Here is a 17,492-nt window from a genome sequence, read left to right as displayed (position 1 = left end):
GAGCGGCTGCTTAGGCCGTCACACGACGGCTGGGAGCCCTCTTCCGCCCCGATTGCCCGCCCGCCACGGGTGCCGGGGCCGACCGCAGTCCGGCCTTCATGACGAAGATTGACCGGCGGGCCACCGCGTCGCCCTTCTTATTGATCTCGTATCCGTCGAGCCAGACCCACCCGTCGTAGGTAATCCAGTCGAGCACGCGGATCACGCGGAATCTGATGGGATGGATGAACTGCACGCTGGCCTCGCGGGTGACGTAGAGCAAGTCACCCGCTTTCACGGCAGCCATCCCACGAACCTCCGATGCAGCAGCCCCGCAGGAGCCCAGCCCATGTCCTGCGAAGCGGAGACCAGGCACGAACTCATGTAGAGAACCAAGGACACGGGGGCTCGGTCGTACTCGGCTTGCAGCTCAGCGCGACGGGTACGACATGGCCAAGGCGCACCGCACCCGCCACAGGCCCAGATCGGCAGAATCGGCCCATGGGTGGTCACAAATTCTCTCCCGGCCAATGACCCCGGTTGATCGGGATCTTGTATCTCGCCCGGCACGGCAGTTCGTTCCCGCATCGGCAGACGTTCCGCCATCTCTGCCACGACCACACCCGGCGATGTCGTCTTGCCAGGGTCAGAGCTGCTGCCATGACGTACTCGTCGTAGGTAACGCGACTGCCCATCCGCCCCTCCTTGCGTGAGGGGCATGGCAGCCGAGCCACGCACGGCTATCCGGCCACCACACCCAACGTCATCGTTTACTCACGGCCGGAGATATGCAATATTACATCTTGGATGAAACGTAAGAGCAGATTTCATCTTGATAGATTCCATTGCTAAGCGTGGCCGACAGGTGTTACATATCGAGCGCAGGTTCCGCCCGGTATGTAGTCACGGAGAGGAAGTAGTCAGTGACGACTGACACCGGCTCGACAGTTCCGAGGCGGCAACTCGGGCGGTATCTGCGGCAGCTCCGCGAGGAAGCGCGCATGACGGTCAAGGCAGCAGCCGACTCGCTGGAGTGGTCGACCCCGAAGATTTGGCGCATCGAGACCGGCGCTACTTCGATGCGGTCGCTCGACGTGGAGGCGATGTGCAAGGTCTATAGAGCGTCGCCAGAACTGACCGAGGCTCTGATGGGTCTTGCCAAGGAGACCAAGGGGCGGGGCTGGTGGCACTCCTACGGCGACGCCATCCCCGAGTGGTTCGAGCTGTACGTCGGACTCGAAGCCGCCGCGACTCGTCTGCGGAAGTACGAAGCGCAGTTGATTCCGGGTTTGCTTCAGACGAAGGCTTACGCCACCCGCGTCTACCAGGTCGCACGGCCCGACATGACCGCCGAGGAGGTTGACCGAGGCGTCGCGGTACGACTTGGCCGGCAAGCGCTGTTGACCCGCACCACACCCCGCGCGCCACAAGTCGACATCATGCTTGACGAGGCTGTCCTACGCCGAGGCGCGGACGCTGAACAACTCGGCCACCTGGTGGCGGTCAGCCGTCAGCCCAACGTGTCTCTGCGGGTGGTGCCGTTCAGCGTCGACCTGCACCGTGCCAGCATGACCAACGGGGCGTTCACGATCCTCGACTTCGACGGGGGCAGTGAGCCATCGATCATCTACTCCGACGGACTGACCGGCGCCCTGTACCTCGACAAGCCTGCGGAGGTCGAGGCGTACGGAGACGTATGGTCCGCCACCGAAGAAAAAGCCCTCAGCGAGGCGCAGTCTCGCAAGCTCATCGCATCAATCGCAGAGGAACAGACATGACCACGCTCAACTGGAAGAAGAGCACGCGGAGCAACGGGGGCGGAGATTGCGTCGAGGTCGCTGCCCCGCCCCAGGTCGTCATGGTCCGCGACAGCAAGGACCGGCAGGGACCGATGCTGTCCTTCAACGCCGACCAGTGGGCCGGCTTCGTCCGCGGCGTCAAGGCCGGCAAGTTCGACGCCTGACATCGGTGCCGGGTGTGGTGACCGTTAGTGACCGCACCTGGCTACCGGAGACGTCTGTTGGCTGTCAGGGCGCACGGCGGAACCATGACCCAATGCGGAACAGTTCCCCGAGTGCCTTCAGTACCGCCGGAAGTCGCTCCGGCGGGATCTTGAAAAGTGCAACCAAGGCCACGATTAGCCTCGGCACGGCGTACACCAAGGCAAGGATTACCAGCGCCCAAGGCCCCGCAGCTAGAACAGGCTCAAGGATCGAGAGCCCCACGATTCTCTGCCCCTCACTCTGGTCGAGTGAGGCACGCAGGGCTCAGCTCGACCAGTACGCAATGACTGGTGAAGCTGAGTTCCTGCACCGACTGCACAAGATCTCAGGTGTTACTGAGTGCCTTCAGGGCACTCGAAGTATCGCTTTGACCACCTTGAGAACGGCGAACAGGCTTAGCTAGGTGAGCGTCCGTCGGCGACTCCCACCCCAGGGCTTCCAGCTTCCCGAAATTACATTTATACATTTAGGGAAGGCCCTGTGCCCTACGGCCGGTTGCAACCGGCGGCATGACCTGGACAGAGTAACCGATCCACGCAACGTGATGCCAGCGCGAACACGTTTCAGATCGCACCGCAGGCGCGGACATGGCCCGGCGGTAGTTGGGGTACCAACCGAACCCCATCACACTTGTCTTGCAAGATGCGGTCGGCTTCCTGGCATCACGCAGGGGTTGGAGCATTCAGCCCTGCCGGACCCGCGAACGGCTGTGCCAGAGGCGCGACCTCGTCCTCGCTGGAGTAGCGCCGGAGCCCGTCCGCCCCTCAGGCGTCGAGGGCGTTCACCACATCGCCGACCACGACTACTGCGGGTGGGCGGATGTCAGTCGCTAGCGCGTCGGCGGCCACCGCGTCAAGCGTGGACCGCAGGACCCGCTGCGTGCCCGTGGTGGCTTCCTGGACGACTGCGGCCGGCGTCTCCGGTGACCGACCTTGGGCGATCAGGGTGGCCGTGATGGCAGCGAGGTTCTTCAGCCCCATCAGGATCACCAGGGTGCCGTGCAGCCCGGCGAGGGCGTCCCAGCGCACCAGTGAGGCCGGCGCGTCGGGTGCCAGGTGTCCGGAGACCACGGTGAACTCGTGCGCCACCCCCCGATGGGTGACCGGGATGCCGGCCGCGGCCGGCGCGGCGATCGAGCTGGTCACCCCGGGCACCACCGTCACCGGCACTCCGGCCGCAGCGCAGGCCAGCAACTCCTCACCGCCGCGCCCGAAGACGTACGGGTCACCGCCCTTGAGCCGCACCACGACGGCACCGGCCAGGGCCCGGTCCACCAGGATCTGGTTGATCTCCTCCTGCGCCCGGGACGGGCCGTAGGGGATCTTCGACGCGTCCACTAGCTCGATGTCCGGGCGCAGCTCGTCGAGGAGCAGCCCGGGCACCAGCCGGTCGGCGACCACCACGTCGGCCTCGGTGAGCAGCCGCCAGCCCTTCACGGTGATCAGCTCCGGGTCCCCCGGCCCGGCCCCGACCAGCGCCACCCGTCCGGCCTGCCGTCCGCCGGTCGTCTGAGTGGCAGCGTCGGGCCGGCCAGCGACCCCGTCCGGGGCCAGGCGCACGGCGAGGAGGTCGCGGATCGCGTCGCGGACGGTCATCGCCCGGCGGGGGTCGCCGCCGCCGAGCACCGCCACGGTGACCGGACCGTGCCGGGTCACGGCCGGGGTCCAGGCGGTGGCGGCAGTCCGGTCGTCGGCCCGGACACAGAAGATCCGTCGCTCGGCGGCGGCGGCGCTCACCGCAGCCGCCGCCATCGGGTCGTCGACAGCGACCTGGACCAGCCAGGCGCCGTCCAGGTCCTCGGGCACGAACCGGCGCGGCACCCAGTGCAGCCGGCCCGCGTCGGCCCGCGCGCGCAGCGCCGGGGTCAGCTCCGGGGCCACCAGCAGGACGTCCGCGCCGGCGTCCAGCAGCGCGGGTACGCGCCGGGTGGCGACCGCGCCGCCACCCACCACGACCACCCGCCGCCCGTGCAGCCGCAAACCCAGGGGGTACGGATTGGAGGTCACCGCGCACCACCGGGGCGGTCGGTTCGTTCATTGCACGTGGTCACTTCTCGGCCACCCCGGCGGAGTCGAACGTGGCCACCTCGTGCAGCACCCGGACCGCGCCGGTGACCACGGGCAGCGCCAGCAGCGCTCCGGTGCCCTCGCCGAGGCGTAGCCCCAGGTCGATCAGCGGATCGAGGCCGAGGTGCCGCAGCGCCACGGTGGCACCGGGCTCGGCCGAACGGTGGCCGGCCACCATGGCGCAGACCGCGTCCGGGGCGAACGTTGCGGCGGCGAGCGCGGCCGAGACCGCGATCACCCCGTCCAGCAGCACCGGCGTACGGCGGGCAGCCGCCCCGAGGATCAGCCCGGCCAGGGCGGCGTGCTCCAGACCACCGACGGCGGCAAGCACCCCCAGCGGGTCGGCCGGGTCGGGGGTGTGCCGGGCCAGCGCGGCCCGCACCACCGCCACCTTGTGCGCGTACGTCGCGTCGTCGACCCCGGTGCCCCGCCCGGTGGCGTCGAGCGGGTCGGCGCCGGTGAACGCGGCGATCAGCGCGGCGGCCGGGGTGGTGTTGGCGATGCCCATGTCCCCGGTGAGCAGGATGCCGGCGCCGGCGTCGATCAGCTCGTCGGCGATCCGGATGCCGGTCTGCACCGCCGCCAGCGCCTCGTCTCGGGTCAGCGCGGCGGTCACCGTGAGGTCGCGGGTGCCCCGGCGGACCGACGCGACAACCAGCCGAGGCACGGCCGGGTCGAGCACGGCTGCTTGGGCGGTGGGGTCGGTGGGCAGCGGGGTGGCCACGCCGACATCCACCACGGTGACCGAGGCGCCGGCCTGGCGGGCGAACGCGTTGACCACCGCTCCACCGGCCAGGAAGTTGCCGATCATCTGCGCGGTGACCTCCTGCGGCCACGGGCTCACCCGCTGGGCGTGCACGCCGTGGTCGCCCGCGAAGATCGCCACCGCGGCCGGCTCGGGCAGCGGTGGCGGGCAGGTTCCGGCCAGGCCGGCGAGGCGTACCGAAAGCTCCTCCAGCGCGCCAAGCGAGCCCGCCGGCTTGGTCAGCCGGCCGTGCAGCTCCCGGGCGGCGGCCATCGCCGCTTCGTCCGCCGGGCGGATCGCCGCGATCGTGGTCTCCAACATCATGCCTCCATGATCTCGCGCAGCACGTCGATGAACGCGTCGGTGGTGTCCTGGTCGCGGACGGCCACCCGCAGCCAGTCCGGGCCGAGGCCGGGAAAGGTGTCGCCGCGGCGCACCGCCCAGCCGCGCTCGCGCAGGGCGGCCCGGATGGGGGTGGCGCCGGGCAGGTGCAGGAGGACGAAGGCGCTTGCGGGACGGCCGACGACGCGTACACCTGGCAGGTCGGTGAGGCGCGCGACCAGGTGGTCGCGGTCGGCGGCGAGTTCGACGGCGATCGCGCGCTCGGCCTGGACCGCGACGGCGCTGGCGCAGGCCGACGCGGCGGCCAGCGCGGGCGTGGAGACGGCCCAGAGCGGTTGGACGGCGGCCAGCCGGGACAGCAGCTCCGCGGCGCCGAGCAGGTAGCCGATCCGGAGGCCGGCCAGACCCCACGTCTTGGTGAGGCTGCGGACGACGAGCAGGCCGGGCAGGTCGCGCCGCTGCGCCAGCGACTCCGGTTCGCCGGGGTGCCCGCTGGCGATCGTGGTGTCGGCGAACGCCTCGTCGACCACCAGCACCCGGCCGGGGCGGGCCAGCGCGGCCACCGTCCGGGCGGGGTGCAGCACCGAGGTCGGGTTGGTCGGGTTGCCGATCATCACGAGGTCGGCGTCGGCGGGCACCCGGGCCGGGTCGAGCCGGAAGCCGTCGGCGGCGTCGAGCAGCACCCGCTCGACCTGGTGACCGGCGGCCCGCAGCGCAGCCTCCGGCTCGGTGAACTGAGGGTGCACCACCACCGGGCGGCGAACGCCGCGCAGCGCCTGGGCGATGAGCACGAACCCCTCGGCGGCACCGGCGGTGAGCAGCACCTCGTTCGGGTGACGGCGATGTCGGGCGGCGACCGCGGCGCGGGCCGGTGCCGGGTCCGGATAGCGGGCCAGGTCGGTCAGGGTCGCGGCGATCGGGTCGGCCAGCCAGGCGGGAGGTCGCGCCCGACGGACGTTGACGGCGAGGTCGATCAGGCCGGCGGTGGCCTCCGCATCGCCGTGGTGTGTCAGGTCGGCGTCGCAGTCGGCCGTCGGCTCGGGCATGTCCGCGATCCTGCCGGGAAGGCGGCCGGGGGGACAGACGATCTCGGCGTAAGCCGCGTCACCACTCGCCGGCTTAAGAGTTCTTCTCATGTACGAATCGGAAATGTCATAACTTGACCCTGTGAGCAACCGACCCCTTGCTGCCGCTGGTCGACTCGTCCCTCTCCTCCGCGCCGGGCTGATCGCCGGAATCGTGATCGCCGCCGTCGCCTACCCGGTGGTCGCCCTCACCGGGATCGGCGCGAAGGCCACCGCACACGCCGTGGACCAGAAGACCCGGGTGCTGAAGACCGCCCTGCCCGCCGAAACCTCCTACCTCTACGCCCCCGACGGCAAGACCGTGCTGACCATGTTCTACGAGGAGTACCGGCAGTACACCAAACTGTCCGACATGTCGCCGAACATCCAGCAGGCGATCGTGGCGGCCGAGGACTCCCGCTTCTACCAGCACCACGGCGTCGACCCGAAGGGCGTGGCCCGGGCCTTCGTCTCCAACGCCCGCTCCGGTGGCTCCCAGGGCGCGTCGACGCTGACCATGCAGTACGTCCGGATGGCTCTGCGGGACAGCGCTACCACGCCCAGGGAGGTCCAGGAGGCGACCCAGCAGACGAGCATCCGCAAGGTCAAGGAGATGCGGATGGCGCTGGACCTGGAGAAGGAGTTGAGCAAGGAACAGATCATGGAGCGCTACCTGAACTCGGCGTACTTCGGGCACCGGGCGTACGGCATCTACGCGGCCAGCGAGATCTTCTTCTCCAAGACCCCGAAGGACCTCACCCCGGTCGAGGCAGCCACCCTCGCCGGCCTGGTCAAGTCCCCCTCCGAGTACGACCCGGCGGACTCCGACCAGAAGGAGGCCACCGGACGGCGCAACTACGTGCTGGACCGGATGAGCCAACTCGGCTACCTCTCCCCCGACTCGGCCACCGCCGCCAAGTCCGAGCCGATCCGGCTCAAGCTGACCACCCCACCGCACGACTGCGCGGCCATCCCGGAGAAGTACAACAGTTGGGGCTTCGCCTGCGACTACCTGAAGAACTGGTGGAGCGCACAGCCCGCGTTCGGGGCGAACCGGCTGGATCGGATGGACAACCTGCGCCGGGGCGGCTACCGGATCGTGCTCAGCCTCGACCCGAAGGTCCAGGAGGCGGCCGAGAAGAACGTGGGGGCCAAGGACGCCACCGGAAGCCCGTTCGCCAACGGCATCGTGGTCTCCGAGCCGGGCACCGGGCGGGTGAAGGCGATGGCGGTGAACCGCACGTACTCGCTGGACCTGGCCGACAACCCGCAGAGTTCCAACCCCGAGGCCGGGCCGAAGGTGAAGGCCAACTACCCGAACACGGTGGCGCCGCTGCTCGGTGGCGGCGACCTGGCCGGTTACCAGGCCGGGTCGACGTTCAAGATGTTCCCGATGCTTGCCGCGCTGGATTCCGGGATGACCCTCTCCACCTCGTTCAACGCGCCCTACCGCTACAAGTCGGCGGTGTACGACGGATGGGCGCCCTCGAACGCCAGCGGCGCGATGACCGGCCAGCAGACCATGTGGTCCGGCTTCGGCAAGTCGGTCAACACGTACTTCGTGTGGCTGGAGGAGAAGGTCGGCGCGGACCGGGCGGTCCGGTTGGCCGAACAACTCGGGCTGCGGTGGCGGACCGACGTCGACCGGGAACAGGCGTCCCCGGCCAAGGCGAAGAAGTGGGGAGCGTTCACCCTGGGCGTCTCCGACGCCACCCCGCTGGAGATGGCGAACGCGTACGCGGCCATCGCTGCCGACGGCCGCTACTGCGAAGCCATCCCGGTGCAAGCGATCATGAACCGGGACGGCACGCCCGCCACGTACGCCACACCCGGCGGTCTGCACCGCGAGGTGGCCAAGCCCCGCTGCCGGCAGGTGGTGAGCGCGGACGCCGCGCGGGCGGCCACCGACGCGGCCCGCTGCCCCACCGGGGACACCCCGGCCCGCGGAAGCTGCGGCGGCTGGTCCACCGCCGACAGCGTGCGGGGCACCGTCGGACGCCCGGTCGCCGGCAAGACCGGTACGACGGACAGCACCCGGTCCGCCTGGTTCGTGGGCTACACCCCGGAGTTGGCCGCGGCGAGCTTCATCTCCGACCCGGACAACCCGTTCAACGCGGTCGGTGACGGACAGTCCCAGATCCCGATCCAGGCGGTTTCGCAGACCCTGCGCGACGGTCTGAAGGGCACACCGACCCGCCAGTTCACCCCACCATCGGACGCCATCGTCGGCTGAGCCCGCACGTCAGCGCAGGTCAGCGCGGCTCAGCACAGGTCAGCGCAGGTCAGCGGCGACGAACGACCAGAGCTCCAGATCCACCCGGCCGCCGCTGACGAACCCGGCGTTGCGCAGCAGACCCTCGTAGCTGAACCCGGCCTTCTCCGCGACCCGGCGCGAGGCCAGGTTGCCGGGTGCCACCCGCAGCTCGACCCGTTGGAAGCCGTGCTCGAGGATCAGCGCGATCGCCACCGCGTCGACCGCCTCGGCGGCGAGGCCGAAGCCCCGCGCGGGTGCCGCCATCGCGTAGGAGATCTCGGTGAGGCGCGCGCCCCAGTCGGTGCGCCGGGTCCAGAGCGAGCCCACCACCTGGTCGTCCTCCCGCCGGAGCACCGCGTAGTGGTCGCCCTCCCCGCTGTCGCGCCGCTGTCGGGCCAGATCGGTGCACCAGGCCAACCCGTCGATCGGGCCGGAGTCGTCGGGCAGCGGCAGCCAACGCCGGGTCAGCTTGTCGGCGAAGATCTCCCCGGCCGCCGCCGCGTCGGCCGCCGTGAGCTGACGCACCTCGGTACGCGGGGTGGAGACGGTGAGCGCCGGGAATCGGCGCACCGCCACCTGACCGATCACACCGACACCCCGCCCGGCTGGGCGGGCACCACCTCGCTCGTCGGATCGGTCGCCGCCGCCGCGACCAGCCGGGCGGCCGTCGCCGGATGACCGGCCCAGTGCAGGGTGAGCTGCGAGGCGTGCACGTTGCGCCAGACGAAGCCCTCCGGCGTGCCGCCCTCCCAGCTCCAGGCCGGGCGCTGACCAGCACGCGGGGTGAGCACGGCACGGTGTGCCTTGTGCCCGACCAGCACCGTGCCGGTGGCGGCGACCACGCTGTCGGTCTGGGCGGTCGCCTCCCGGTAGCCGGCCACCACCCCGTCCCGGCTGACGCCGACCGCGTCCAGCACGCCGCACATCGGCAGGCCGTCCAGCTCCCGGGCCAGCCAGAGCAGCCCGGCGCCCTCGGCGATCACCGGACGCCCGGTCCGCGCCAACTCGGCCACCGCGATGCAGAGCCGCCGGTTGGCCGACAACTGCTCGGCGTACGCCTCGGGCAGCGCGCCGCCGACGACGAGCGCGCGGGTGCCGACCGGCAACGCCTCGTCGCGAAGCGGGTCGACGACGACGACCTCGGCACCGGCGGCCCGGAGCAACTCGGTGGTCTCCGGGTGGCTGAAGCTGCCGCCCGACCCGCCGGCCACCGCCACCAGCGGACGGTTCGCCGGGGGCGTGAACGCGCCGAGGGCCTCCTCGGCCGACCAGGCCGGTGCCGGCAGCGGCGGTGCCGAGCGGGCCAGCCCGAGCAGCCGCTCCAGGTCGACGGTGGCGGCGACGGCCTCGCCGAGCCGGCGGACCGCACGGACGGCGTCGGCCGAACCCTCGACCACCGGGGCCACGCCGTGCCGCCGCGACGGCAGCACCGCCGGCAGGTCCTGGCGGCGCAGCGCGCCGTAGACCGGCACCCCCACGTCGTCCAACGCCTCGCGCAGCAACGCCTCGTGCCGCGACGAGGCCACCCGGTTGAGGATCACCCCGCCGAGCCACAACTGCTCGTCGTACGAGCGGAAACCGTGCACCAGGGCCGCCACCGACTGGCCCATCGCAGCCACGTCGACGACGAGCACCACCGGGCTGCGCAGCGCGGCGGCCGCCGCAGCCGTGGACTCCTGCTCAGGACGCCCACCGACCGAGTCGTACAGCCCCATGCTGCCCTGCACCACGGCCAGCCCGGCACCGGCGGCGCCGTGCGCCACGAGCGGGGCGAGGAGATCGGCGCCGACCAGCCTGGGGTCGATCATCCGACCGGGTCGACCGGAGGCGAGGCCGAGGTAGGCGGCGTCGACGTAGTCCGGCCCGAGCTTGAACCCGGCGACGTCGATCTCTCGCTCGGCCAGGGCGGCGAGCAGCCCGATCGCCAGCGCGTTCTTACCGTGCCCGGAGGACGGCGCGCTGAGCACCAGGCGCGGCACGACGGTCATCATCGACTCCTCGCGAGCGGCGGCGGGTACGCGACGGGACGACCGAGGCCGATCCGTCGGCGTGACGATACCCGTCCGTCCGAAGGCGCGAGCACCGCCAACCGGGGCCGACGATCCGGCCCTGGCCGGGGCCCACGACGCCGGTCCCGGCGCGGTGCGGCCCGGTCCAGGTCAGTGGCGCCGGTCATACGAGTAGCCTCGGTGCCGTGTACCGGTTCCTGCTGAGCCCACGCTGGCTGGGCGCTCTCGCGCTGACCCTGGTCGCCGCCGCGGTCATGGTGTTCCTCGGCAACTGGCAGCTGGACCGCTACCGGGGGCGTACCGAGGTCAACGAGCGGATCGACGCGGGCCAGCGGATGGCTCCCGCGCCGCTCGCCGACGCCCTGCGCGCGCCCACCGGGGGCGCGGGGACGGCCGGTCCGGCCCCCGCCGAGGACAAGGTCTGGACCCGGGTCACCGTTACCGGTCGGTACGACCCCACGAACACCGTGCTGGTCCGTGGCCGGACGGTGGACAGCCGGGTCGGCTTCGAGGTGCTCACCCCGCTGGTCCTCGCCGACGGCACGGCGCTGCTCGTGGACCGGGGCTGGATCCCGCCCGCCCCGGGTGGGGCGTCCGCCCAGCCGACGGTGCCCGCCGCGCCAACCGGCGACGTGACGGTGGTCGGCCGGGTGCACGAGCCCGAGAGCGGCGCGGGCGCGGTCAACCGGCGCGACGGGCTGCTGGAGATCCGGCGGATCGGGGTGTCCCGGCTGGCCGGCGAGCTGCCCTACCCGGTCTACGGCGCGTACCTGCTGCTCGACGAGCAGACCCCCGCAGCCGACCCGGTGTTCAAGGCGGTGCCGGTCGGGCACGCCAACAACTGGCAGAACTTCGGCTACGTCGTGCAGTGGTGGCTCTTCGCCGTGATGGCGCTGTTCGGCTACGGCTGGGTGGCCCGTCGGGAGGCGCGTCGGGCCGCCGGCATCGGCACCACGGCGGCGCCCCTGGACCGGGCCGCCGAGCCGACGCCCACCGCGTCCGCCTGATTTCCCGTCAACCACTCGCCCGGCCGGCGTGGATGGCGCGGACCGCGTCGATGGTGTCCGCCTCGGCAGCCGACTTGTCGTCGCGGTAACGCACCACCCGGGCGAACCGCAGCGCCATCCCCCCGGGGTAGCGCGAACTCGTCTGCACCCCGTCGAAGGCGATCTCCACCACCTGCTCGGGACGGACCCGGACCACCCAGTCGCCGCGCTCCACGGCGAGGTCGAGGAAGCGCTCGGTCTGCCACCGCAGCAACTCGTCGGTGAGCCCCTTGAACGTCTTGCCGAGCATGACGAAGTCGCCGGTGCGCGCGTCCCGGGCACCCAGATGCAGGTTGGACAGCCAGCCCTTGCGTCGGCCGCTGCCCCACTCGACGGCGAGCACCACCAGGTCGAGGGTGTGCCGTGGTTTCACCTTGACCCAGGCGGCACCGCGCCGGCCGGCGTCGTAGGGCGCGTCCGGCGCCTTGACCACCACGCCCTCCTGCCCGGCGGCGAGCGCGGCGGCGAAAGCGGCACCGGCCTGCTCCGGGCCGTCGACCTCCATCCGCCCGACCAGCAGCGACGGATCGACCGCACCGGCCAGGGCGGCCCACCGCTCCCGGCCGGGCAGGTCGATCAGATCCTGGCCGTCGAGGTGCAGCAGGTCGAAGAAGTACGGGGTGAGCACCGTCGCGCCCGTGCTGGCGGCCGCCGCGAGCACCGCCGGGGCGACGGGTGTGCGGCCGGTGGTGCTGGGGGTGGTGCGTCGGGCGGCCCGGCTCGACGTCTGCTGGAACGGCAGTGGCCGACCGGTCTCGTCCAGGCCGATCGCCTCGCCGTCGAGGACCAACTCCCGGCCGGGCAGGGCACGGACCGCGGCGACCACCTCGGGCACCCGTGTGGTGATCTCGTCGAGGCTGCGGGTGAACACGGCGATGTCGGCGCCGGAGCGGTGCACCTGGATGCGGATGCCGTCGAGCTTCACGTCGACCACCGCCGGTGTGCCGGTCGCGGCGAGCGCCTCGTCGACCGAGGGGGCGCTCTGCGCGAGCATCGGCGCCAGCGGGCGGCCGACCCGCAGACCGAACCCGGCCAACTCGGCGGCCCCTCCGGCGAGCGCGGCCACCGCCACCGCCCGCAGGTCACCGGCGAGCAGCAGCGCGCGGCGGACCGCCGCCACCGGCACCTCGGCGGCCCGGGCCACCGCGTCGGCGAGGAGCCCGGCCTGGGCGCCCTGGCGTAGCTCACCACTGAACAGGCCGCTGAGCAGGCGTTGCTCGTCGGCCGTCGCCGCCGCGTAGAGGGCACCGAGCAGCGCCCGCCGCCGTGCCTGCGAGCCCGACCCGTGCACGGCGGCGATCTGCGCGATGGCCGCGTCCACGGCGGCCACCGTCAACGTCGGCTCGGCTGCCGGTGGCGGCAGGTCACGAAGGCTCGCATAGCCGACGCCGGTCTGCCGTTGACGCAGCTCACCGGCGAGATAGCCGGAGCCGGGCTCGACCTCGTCGGGGTCGAGGCGGCGCAGCGCGTCGGCGAGCAGCTCCACCTTGGCCCGTCGGCCACTGGTGGCACCGACGGCGGCGGAGGTTGCTGCCAGATCGAGGAACCGCACGCCGCTCATCCTGCCAGTCACCTCCGACACCGCCCGGGCATTGCCGTGCCCGGGCGGTGTCGGCAGGGTGCCGCCCACTCACGCGGACGACGGATCAGGGCGCCCTAAGCGGAGACGGGCTCCTCGATGCGCAACCCTCGGGCGCGGACCTCACCGGCGACCCGGGAGAGCACCGAGTCGAGGGCGACCAGAGCGGCGGAGAGCTCACCGAGCTGTTCGTTGAGCGTGTCCTCGGACCACGCGGAGACATCGACATCTCCCAGCGCGCTGACAGCGGCCCCCAACCGGGCCATCACCTCGTTCGTACTCATGTACGAAAGGCTATAACAGCTGACCATCCGACACGCCGTAAACTCCCAGATCAGGCCCAAAGTTGTCGTTCTGCTGCCTAACTGCCGGTCGCCGCCACGTTGCGCAGCAGCAGCGCCTCGGCGAGGCAGACCCGGGCGAACTCCCCGAGGTGCAGGCTCTCGTTCGGGCCGTGCGCGCGGGCGTGCGGGTCCTCCACGCCGGTCACCAGGATCGCCGCCTTCGGGAACATGTCCTGGAAGGTGGCGATGAACGGGATCGAGCCGCCGACGCCGATGTCCACCGGCTCGGTGCCGTCCCAGGCGGTCCGGAAGGCCGAACGGGCAGCGTCGAACATCGGCCCGGACGCGTCGATCACACACGGGTCACCGTCGTGTTCGAAGGTGACGGTCACCTGCGCTCCCCACGGCGCGTGCCGCTCCAGGTGCGCGCGCACCGCCGCGTACGCCCGCTTGGGGTCGTCGCCCGGGGCGAGGCGGATGCTGAGCTTCGCCTTCGCGGCCGGGACCAGGGCGTTCGGCGCCTCGCCGGTGGACGGCGCATCGACACCGAGGATGGCCAGCGCCGGCTTCGTCCAGAGCCGGTCGGTGATCCGGCCGCTGCCGATGAACTGCACGCCGTCGGCGAGCCCCGCCTCGGCCCGGACCCGGTCCTCCGGGTAGTCGACGGTGGCGCCCTCCCGGCCCACCAGACCGTCCACTGCCACGTCGCCGGCATCGTCGTGAAGCGTGGCAAGCAATCGCACGAGCGCGGTGAGCGCGTCCGGCACGGCACCGCCGAACATGCCGCTGTGCACCGCGTGGTCGAGCGTGCGCACCTCGACGAAGCAGTTGACGATGCCCCGCAGCGAGGTGGTCAACGCCGGTACGCCGATGTCCCAGTTGCCGGAGTCGGCGATCACGATGACGTCGGAGGTGAGCTGCTCGCGGTGCTCGGCGAGCAACTGCTCCAACGAGTCGGAGCCGTACTCCTCCTCGCCCTCGATGAAGAGGACCACGCCGACCGGAAGCGCGTCGCCGTACGCGCGCAGCGCCGCGACGTGCGCCATGATCCCGGCCTTGTCGTCGGCCGCGCCCCGCGCGTAGAGCCGGCCGTCCCGCTCCACCGGCTCGAACGGGTCGGACTCCCACAGCGACAGGTCACCGACCGGCTGCACGTCGTGGTGGGCGTAGAGGAGCACGGTGGGTGCGCCGGGCGGGGCGGCCCGCCTGCCGATCACCGCCGGCTGCCCGCCGGATCGCACGATGTCGACGTCGAGGCCACAGCCGCGCAGCAGCTCGGCGACCGCCGCGGCGGAGCGTTCCACGTGCGAGTGGTCGAAGCCCTCGAAGGCGATGCCGGGGATGCGGACGAGGCGCTCGAGGTCGGCGCGGACGCCGGGCATCTCCCGCTCGACGGCGGCCCGCACCTCGGACTCGGACATGATCGGTGAGGTCATGACCGGCATCGTATGCCGGCCTTACCTGGGCGTGCCGCCGGAGCCCGTACCGTCACCGCCGTCGGTGGGGCCGGCGCCGGCCCGCGCACCGGGGGCGGCCCGACCGGCGCGGTGTGCGCGGCCGGCCGCCTCGGTGGCGGCGTCCATCCACGAGCGGGCCCGACCGGCGGTGCCGCCCACCCACTCGCCGACGTCGCTCGCGCCGTCACCAAGCCGGCGCAGCAACCCGACGAGCGGGTCGGTGGACCGGCTGAACTCCTCCCGGTACGACTCGGCAGCCGCCTTGATCTCCTCCGAGACGCTTGTCGAGCTGTCGTCCTCCCGGCGCGGATAGTCCCCGGCCAGCACCCGCCCGTACGCCCCGGAGTCGATCCACTGGCGCAGCTGCGCCGCCCGCGCCACAGGCGTCGGGTGGGTGCTCCACGCGGTCATCCGGATCTTGTGCAGGCTGTCGCGCAGGTCGCCACCGCCGGCGTACTCGGCGGCCTGCTCCAGGAAGGCGGTGGTGTCGATCTGGGACAGGTCGCCGCCGCCCGCCAGCTTCATCAGCAGCCGCAGCGCGGCGGCCGGGTCCTGCCCGGCGAGCAGGCCGGCCCGGTCGGCGGACAGCTCGGCCTTGCGCCACCACTCGAGCATCGCCGCGATGATCGCCCGCAGCGCGATCGCGCCGACCGGCAACCAGCTCAGGTTGGCCGCCCACCGGGTGAGGATCATCAGCATGGTCTTGTAGACGGCGTGCCCACTGCCCACGTGCCCCAACTCGTGGCCGAGCAGACACCGCAGCTCGTCCTCGTCGAGTTGCTGCACGCACGCGGAGTTCAACACGATGAACGGCCGCTCCAGGCCGACCGCCTCGGCACCCAACCAGGGTGACTGGGTCACGTACAACTCGGGCAACTCGGCCACGTCGAGCGCCGCCGCTGCCTCGGTGTAGCGCTGCCACACCGCCGGATACTGACGGTGGTCGACCCGGATGCCGGAGGCCAGCACGGACAGCCGGAAACCACGCTCGTTCCACATCCCGAAGAACGCCCGCACCACGTCGTCGAAACCGCGTAGCTCCCGCAACGCGACCAGGGCACCCCGGTCGGCCGGATGCTCCCAGGCCCGCGAGCTGATGCCGGTGAGGGTGATCCGACGCCGCGCTGGCGCGTCCGCTGCCGTCATGGTGGCTCCCCGTTCGCCGTAGCTCTCCCGCATCGTGCCGCAGTCACCGCCCGGCGTCCATGGCTGCTCGCCCCGTGCGGCCTGGCCATGAGCCCACTCAGCGCAGCCGCACGTAGTACCGGTCCGCGTCGTGCGGCAGTGTCGGCGCGCCGTCGACAAGCAGGTCGACCTGGCTCGCGGTTCCGTCGGCGGCGAAGTGCGCCCGCTCCCCGTCATGCCAGCGACGCAGCTCGGGCAGGATCTCCGGCCCGTCCCGAGCCACCGCGCGTGCCAACCGCACCGCCGCGGGCGCGGTGACGAACACGCCGAGCGTCAGCTCCGGCCGGACGACCGCCCGAGCGGCGCTCACCCCCTCGACCACAAGCACCGGGGCCACCGGCACGGCGATCGGCCTCGGGAGAAAGCACTTCCGGACCCAGCTGTACCGCCGGTAGGCGCCCGGCTCCCCGTCACGCAGCGGGGCGAGCACCCCCTCCTCGAGCCGGGGCCAGAAGGTGACCTGGTCGTCCCACCCGTCGAGCAGGTCGTCGGTGTGCACCACCGGCGGCCGACCGCCGAGCGGGACCGCCAGGGCATCCGCGAGCTGCGCGGCGAACCGGCTCTTGCCCGCGCCACTCGGCCCGTCGACAGCCACCAGCCGGGTCCGCCCCAACCGCGCCGGGCCCGCGAGCACCCGACGAGCCAATTCGGCGTACGCCTCGACAACCGCCACGGTCGACCCACCAGTCTCCGGGTTCAACACAACCTCCGATCGACTCGGCTTCATTGACGTCGCGGTATCCCTGTCGGCAGGACACCGCGACGTCATTGAAGTCGTGTCGATCATGCCCGGTGGGGCGGCATGGTGGGCCACGTCGACACGTCCGGCTGACGGCCCCCGGCCGGCCACCGTCACGTCCGGGGGAATTGGGGCGGCGACGGGTGACGGGCAGCCCGTTCGCCGTTCGGGGTGCCACCGAATCGGGATGATCTGGTGGTGCTCCGAGACGTGATGAGCCCCGGCATAGACGCCCTACTCGAACAGGCCCGCGCCGGGCTGCACCGACTGACTCCGCAACAGACCGTCGAGGCGGTCCGCGGCGGTGCGTTGCTGGTCGACACCCGTACCGAACCGCAGCGCCGCGAACAGGGCGACCTGCCTGGCGCGGTGGTCATCGACCGGACCGTACTGGAATGGCGCCTCGACCCGGCCAGCGCCTGGCGGATCCCGGAAGCCACCGGATACGACCGGGAGATCGTGCTGGTGTGCCGGCAGGGTTACAGCTCCAGTCTGGCCGCCGCCAGCCTGCAGACCCTCGGCCTGCGGCGGGCCACCGACATGATCGGCGGCGTGGACGCCTGGCTCGCCGCCGGTCTACCCACAACCGACCGCCCCGCCGACATCCGCCCCTGATCCGCGCTGGACTCCATGCGCACTTTCTCCGGGGTAGTTCCATCCTGAGTTGGCTGGTCGGGGGGTCTTGACGGTGTGGGGGTGGTGGGTGGGGGTGCAGGTCGTTGCGGGGGTGATCTTTGGGT

At 71.8% G+C, this 17,492-nt stretch carries 16 protein-coding genes; 5 read left to right on the top strand and 11 right to left on the bottom strand.

Going from position 1 to position 17,492, the window contains the following annotated elements; all coding sequences use genetic code 11:
• Window positions 1-10: 10 nt before the first annotated feature.
• Entirely contained in the window at window positions 11-286 is a 276-nt protein-coding gene (locus AB0C15_RS27295) for a hypothetical protein (protein ID WP_357356574.1), read from the bottom strand.
• Window positions 287-902: 616 nt separating this feature from the next.
• On the opposite strand from AB0C15_RS27295, the gene AB0C15_RS27290 reads away from it, so the two are divergent.
• A complete protein-coding gene (locus AB0C15_RS27290) occupies window positions 903-1,757 on the top strand; it encodes a helix-turn-helix transcriptional regulator (protein WP_357356573.1) in 855 nt (284 codons plus the stop codon).
• Window positions 1,754-1,942, top strand: a complete 189-nt coding sequence (locus AB0C15_RS27285; protein ID WP_357356571.1) for a DUF397 domain-containing protein — start codon at window positions 1,754-1,756, stop codon at window positions 1,940-1,942. The genes AB0C15_RS27290 and AB0C15_RS27285 overlap by 4 nt, the downstream gene beginning before the upstream one ends.
• An 804-nt stretch (window positions 1,943-2,746) precedes the next feature.
• Here the strand turns inward: AB0C15_RS27285 and cobA are convergent.
• The 3 genes from cobA to cobC are packed head-to-tail and all read right to left on the bottom strand — an operon-like array spanning window position 2,747 to window position 6,181.
• Window positions 2,747-3,988, bottom strand: a complete 1,242-nt coding sequence (gene cobA, locus AB0C15_RS27280) for a uroporphyrinogen-III C-methyltransferase (RefSeq protein WP_357356569.1) — start codon at window positions 3,986-3,988, stop codon at window positions 2,747-2,749.
• Window positions 3,989-4,028: 40 nt separating this feature from the next.
• Window positions 4,029-5,114 carry a nicotinate-nucleotide--dimethylbenzimidazole phosphoribosyltransferase gene (gene cobT, locus AB0C15_RS27275; RefSeq protein ID WP_357356659.1) on the bottom strand — a complete coding sequence of 362 codons (1,086 nt, stop codon included), beginning with the start codon at window positions 5,112-5,114 and terminating at the stop codon, window positions 4,029-4,031.
• Window positions 5,114-6,181: an Rv2231c family pyridoxal phosphate-dependent protein CobC gene (gene cobC / locus AB0C15_RS27270; RefSeq protein WP_357356567.1), complete on the bottom strand. Its 1,068-nt coding sequence runs from the start codon at window positions 6,179-6,181 to the stop codon at window positions 5,114-5,116. The genes cobT and cobC overlap by 1 nt, the downstream gene beginning before the upstream one ends.
• A gap of 121 nt (window positions 6,182-6,302) precedes the next feature.
• Here cobC and AB0C15_RS27265 point away from each other — a divergent pair, with 121 nt between their 5' ends.
• On the top strand, window positions 6,303-8,432 hold the full coding sequence (locus AB0C15_RS27265; protein ID WP_357356564.1) for a transglycosylase domain-containing protein: 2,130 nt from the start codon (window positions 6,303-6,305) through the stop codon (window positions 8,430-8,432).
• A gap of 39 nt (window positions 8,433-8,471) precedes the next feature.
• Here the strand turns inward: AB0C15_RS27265 and AB0C15_RS27260 are convergent, their stop codons facing one another.
• Complete coding sequence (locus AB0C15_RS27260) at window positions 8,472-9,041, bottom strand: GNAT family protein (RefSeq protein WP_124777776.1); 570 nt, start codon at window positions 9,039-9,041, stop codon at window positions 8,472-8,474.
• Entirely contained in the window at window positions 9,038-10,441 is a 1,404-nt protein-coding gene (locus tag AB0C15_RS27255) for a cobyrinate a,c-diamide synthase (RefSeq protein WP_357356562.1), read from the bottom strand. Before AB0C15_RS27255 ends, AB0C15_RS27260 begins: the two co-directional genes overlap by 4 nt.
• Window positions 10,442-10,647: 206 nt before the next feature.
• On the opposite strand from AB0C15_RS27255, the gene AB0C15_RS27250 reads away from it, so the two are divergent.
• Window positions 10,648-11,469, top strand: coding sequence for an SURF1 family protein (locus tag AB0C15_RS27250; protein ID WP_357356560.1), 822 nt, complete (start codon window positions 10,648-10,650; stop codon window positions 11,467-11,469).
• 7 nt (window positions 11,470-11,476) lie between these two features.
• Here the strand turns inward: AB0C15_RS27250 and AB0C15_RS27245 are convergent, their stop codons facing one another.
• The 5 genes from AB0C15_RS27245 to AB0C15_RS27225 all read right to left on the bottom strand — a co-directional run bounded on the left by AB0C15_RS27245 (window position 11,477) and on the right by AB0C15_RS27225 (window position 16,740).
• Complete coding sequence (locus tag AB0C15_RS27245) at window positions 11,477-13,069, bottom strand: ATP-dependent DNA ligase (RefSeq protein ID WP_357356558.1); 1,593 nt, start codon at window positions 13,067-13,069, stop codon at window positions 11,477-11,479.
• 95 nt (window positions 13,070-13,164) lie between these two features.
• Entirely contained in the window at window positions 13,165-13,371 is a 207-nt protein-coding gene (locus AB0C15_RS27240; protein WP_030333429.1) for a hypothetical protein, read from the bottom strand.
• Window positions 13,372-13,448: 77 nt separating this feature from the next.
• A complete protein-coding gene (locus tag AB0C15_RS27235) occupies window positions 13,449-14,792 on the bottom strand; it encodes a dipeptidase (protein WP_357356658.1) in 1,344 nt (447 codons plus the stop codon).
• A 36-nt stretch (window positions 14,793-14,828) separates the two neighbouring features.
• Window positions 14,829-15,974, bottom strand: a complete 1,146-nt coding sequence (locus tag AB0C15_RS27230) for a M48 family metallopeptidase (RefSeq protein ID WP_357356556.1) — start codon at window positions 15,972-15,974, stop codon at window positions 14,829-14,831.
• 97 nt (window positions 15,975-16,071) lie between these two features.
• Window positions 16,072-16,740 carry a hypothetical protein gene (locus AB0C15_RS27225; protein WP_357356554.1) on the bottom strand — a complete coding sequence of 223 codons (669 nt, stop codon included), beginning with the start codon at window positions 16,738-16,740 and terminating at the stop codon, window positions 16,072-16,074.
• A gap of 225 nt (window positions 16,741-16,965) precedes the next feature.
• Here AB0C15_RS27225 and AB0C15_RS27220 point away from each other — a divergent pair, with 225 nt between their 5' ends.
• On the top strand, window positions 16,966-17,367 hold the full coding sequence (locus tag AB0C15_RS27220; RefSeq protein WP_030488216.1) for a rhodanese-like domain-containing protein: 402 nt from the start codon (window positions 16,966-16,968) through the stop codon (window positions 17,365-17,367).
• Window positions 17,368-17,492 lie beyond the last annotated feature (125 nt).

Source organism: Micromonospora sp. NPDC048835 (assembly GCF_040649995.1).
Classification (GTDB): domain Bacteria; phylum Actinomycetota; class Actinomycetes; order Mycobacteriales; family Micromonosporaceae; genus Micromonospora.
Note: the sequence above shows the minus strand (reverse complement) of the source record. Positions and strands in the feature narration are given on the sequence as shown.

Bases quoted from the DNA above. Each gene is read 5' to 3' on its own strand.
- AB0C15_RS27245 (WP_357356558.1), bottom strand. From the start codon at position 13,069: ATGAGCGGCGTGCGGTTCCTCGATCTGGCAGCAACCTCCGCCGCCGTC.
- AB0C15_RS27230 (WP_357356556.1), bottom strand. From the start codon at position 15,974: ATGACGGCAGCGGACGCGCCAGCGCGGCGTCGGATCACCCTCACCGGC.
- AB0C15_RS27220 (WP_030488216.1), top strand. From the start codon at position 16,966: ATGAGCCCCGGCATAGACGCCCTACTCGAACAGGCCCGCGCCGGGCTG.
- AB0C15_RS27240 (WP_030333429.1), bottom strand. From the start codon at position 13,371: ATGAGTACGAACGAGGTGATGGCCCGGTTGGGGGCCGCTGTCAGCGCG.
- cobC (WP_357356567.1), bottom strand. From the start codon at position 6,181: ATGCCCGAGCCGACGGCCGACTGCGACGCCGACCTGACACACCACGGC.
- AB0C15_RS27285 (WP_357356571.1), top strand. From the start codon at position 1,754: ATGACCACGCTCAACTGGAAGAAGAGCACGCGGAGCAACGGGGGCGGA.
- AB0C15_RS27295 (WP_357356574.1), bottom strand. From the start codon at position 286: ATGGCTGCCGTGAAAGCGGGTGACTTGCTCTACGTCACCCGCGAGGCC.
- AB0C15_RS27255 (WP_357356562.1), bottom strand. From the start codon at position 10,441: ATGACCGTCGTGCCGCGCCTGGTGCTCAGCGCGCCGTCCTCCGGGCAC.
- AB0C15_RS27225 (WP_357356554.1), bottom strand. From the start codon at position 16,740: ATGAAGCCGAGTCGATCGGAGGTTGTGTTGAACCCGGAGACTGGTGGG.
- cobT (WP_357356659.1), bottom strand. From the start codon at position 5,114: ATGTTGGAGACCACGATCGCGGCGATCCGCCCGGCGGACGAAGCGGCG.
- AB0C15_RS27235 (WP_357356658.1), bottom strand. From the start codon at position 14,792: ATGTCCGAGTCCGAGGTGCGGGCCGCCGTCGAGCGGGAGATGCCCGGC.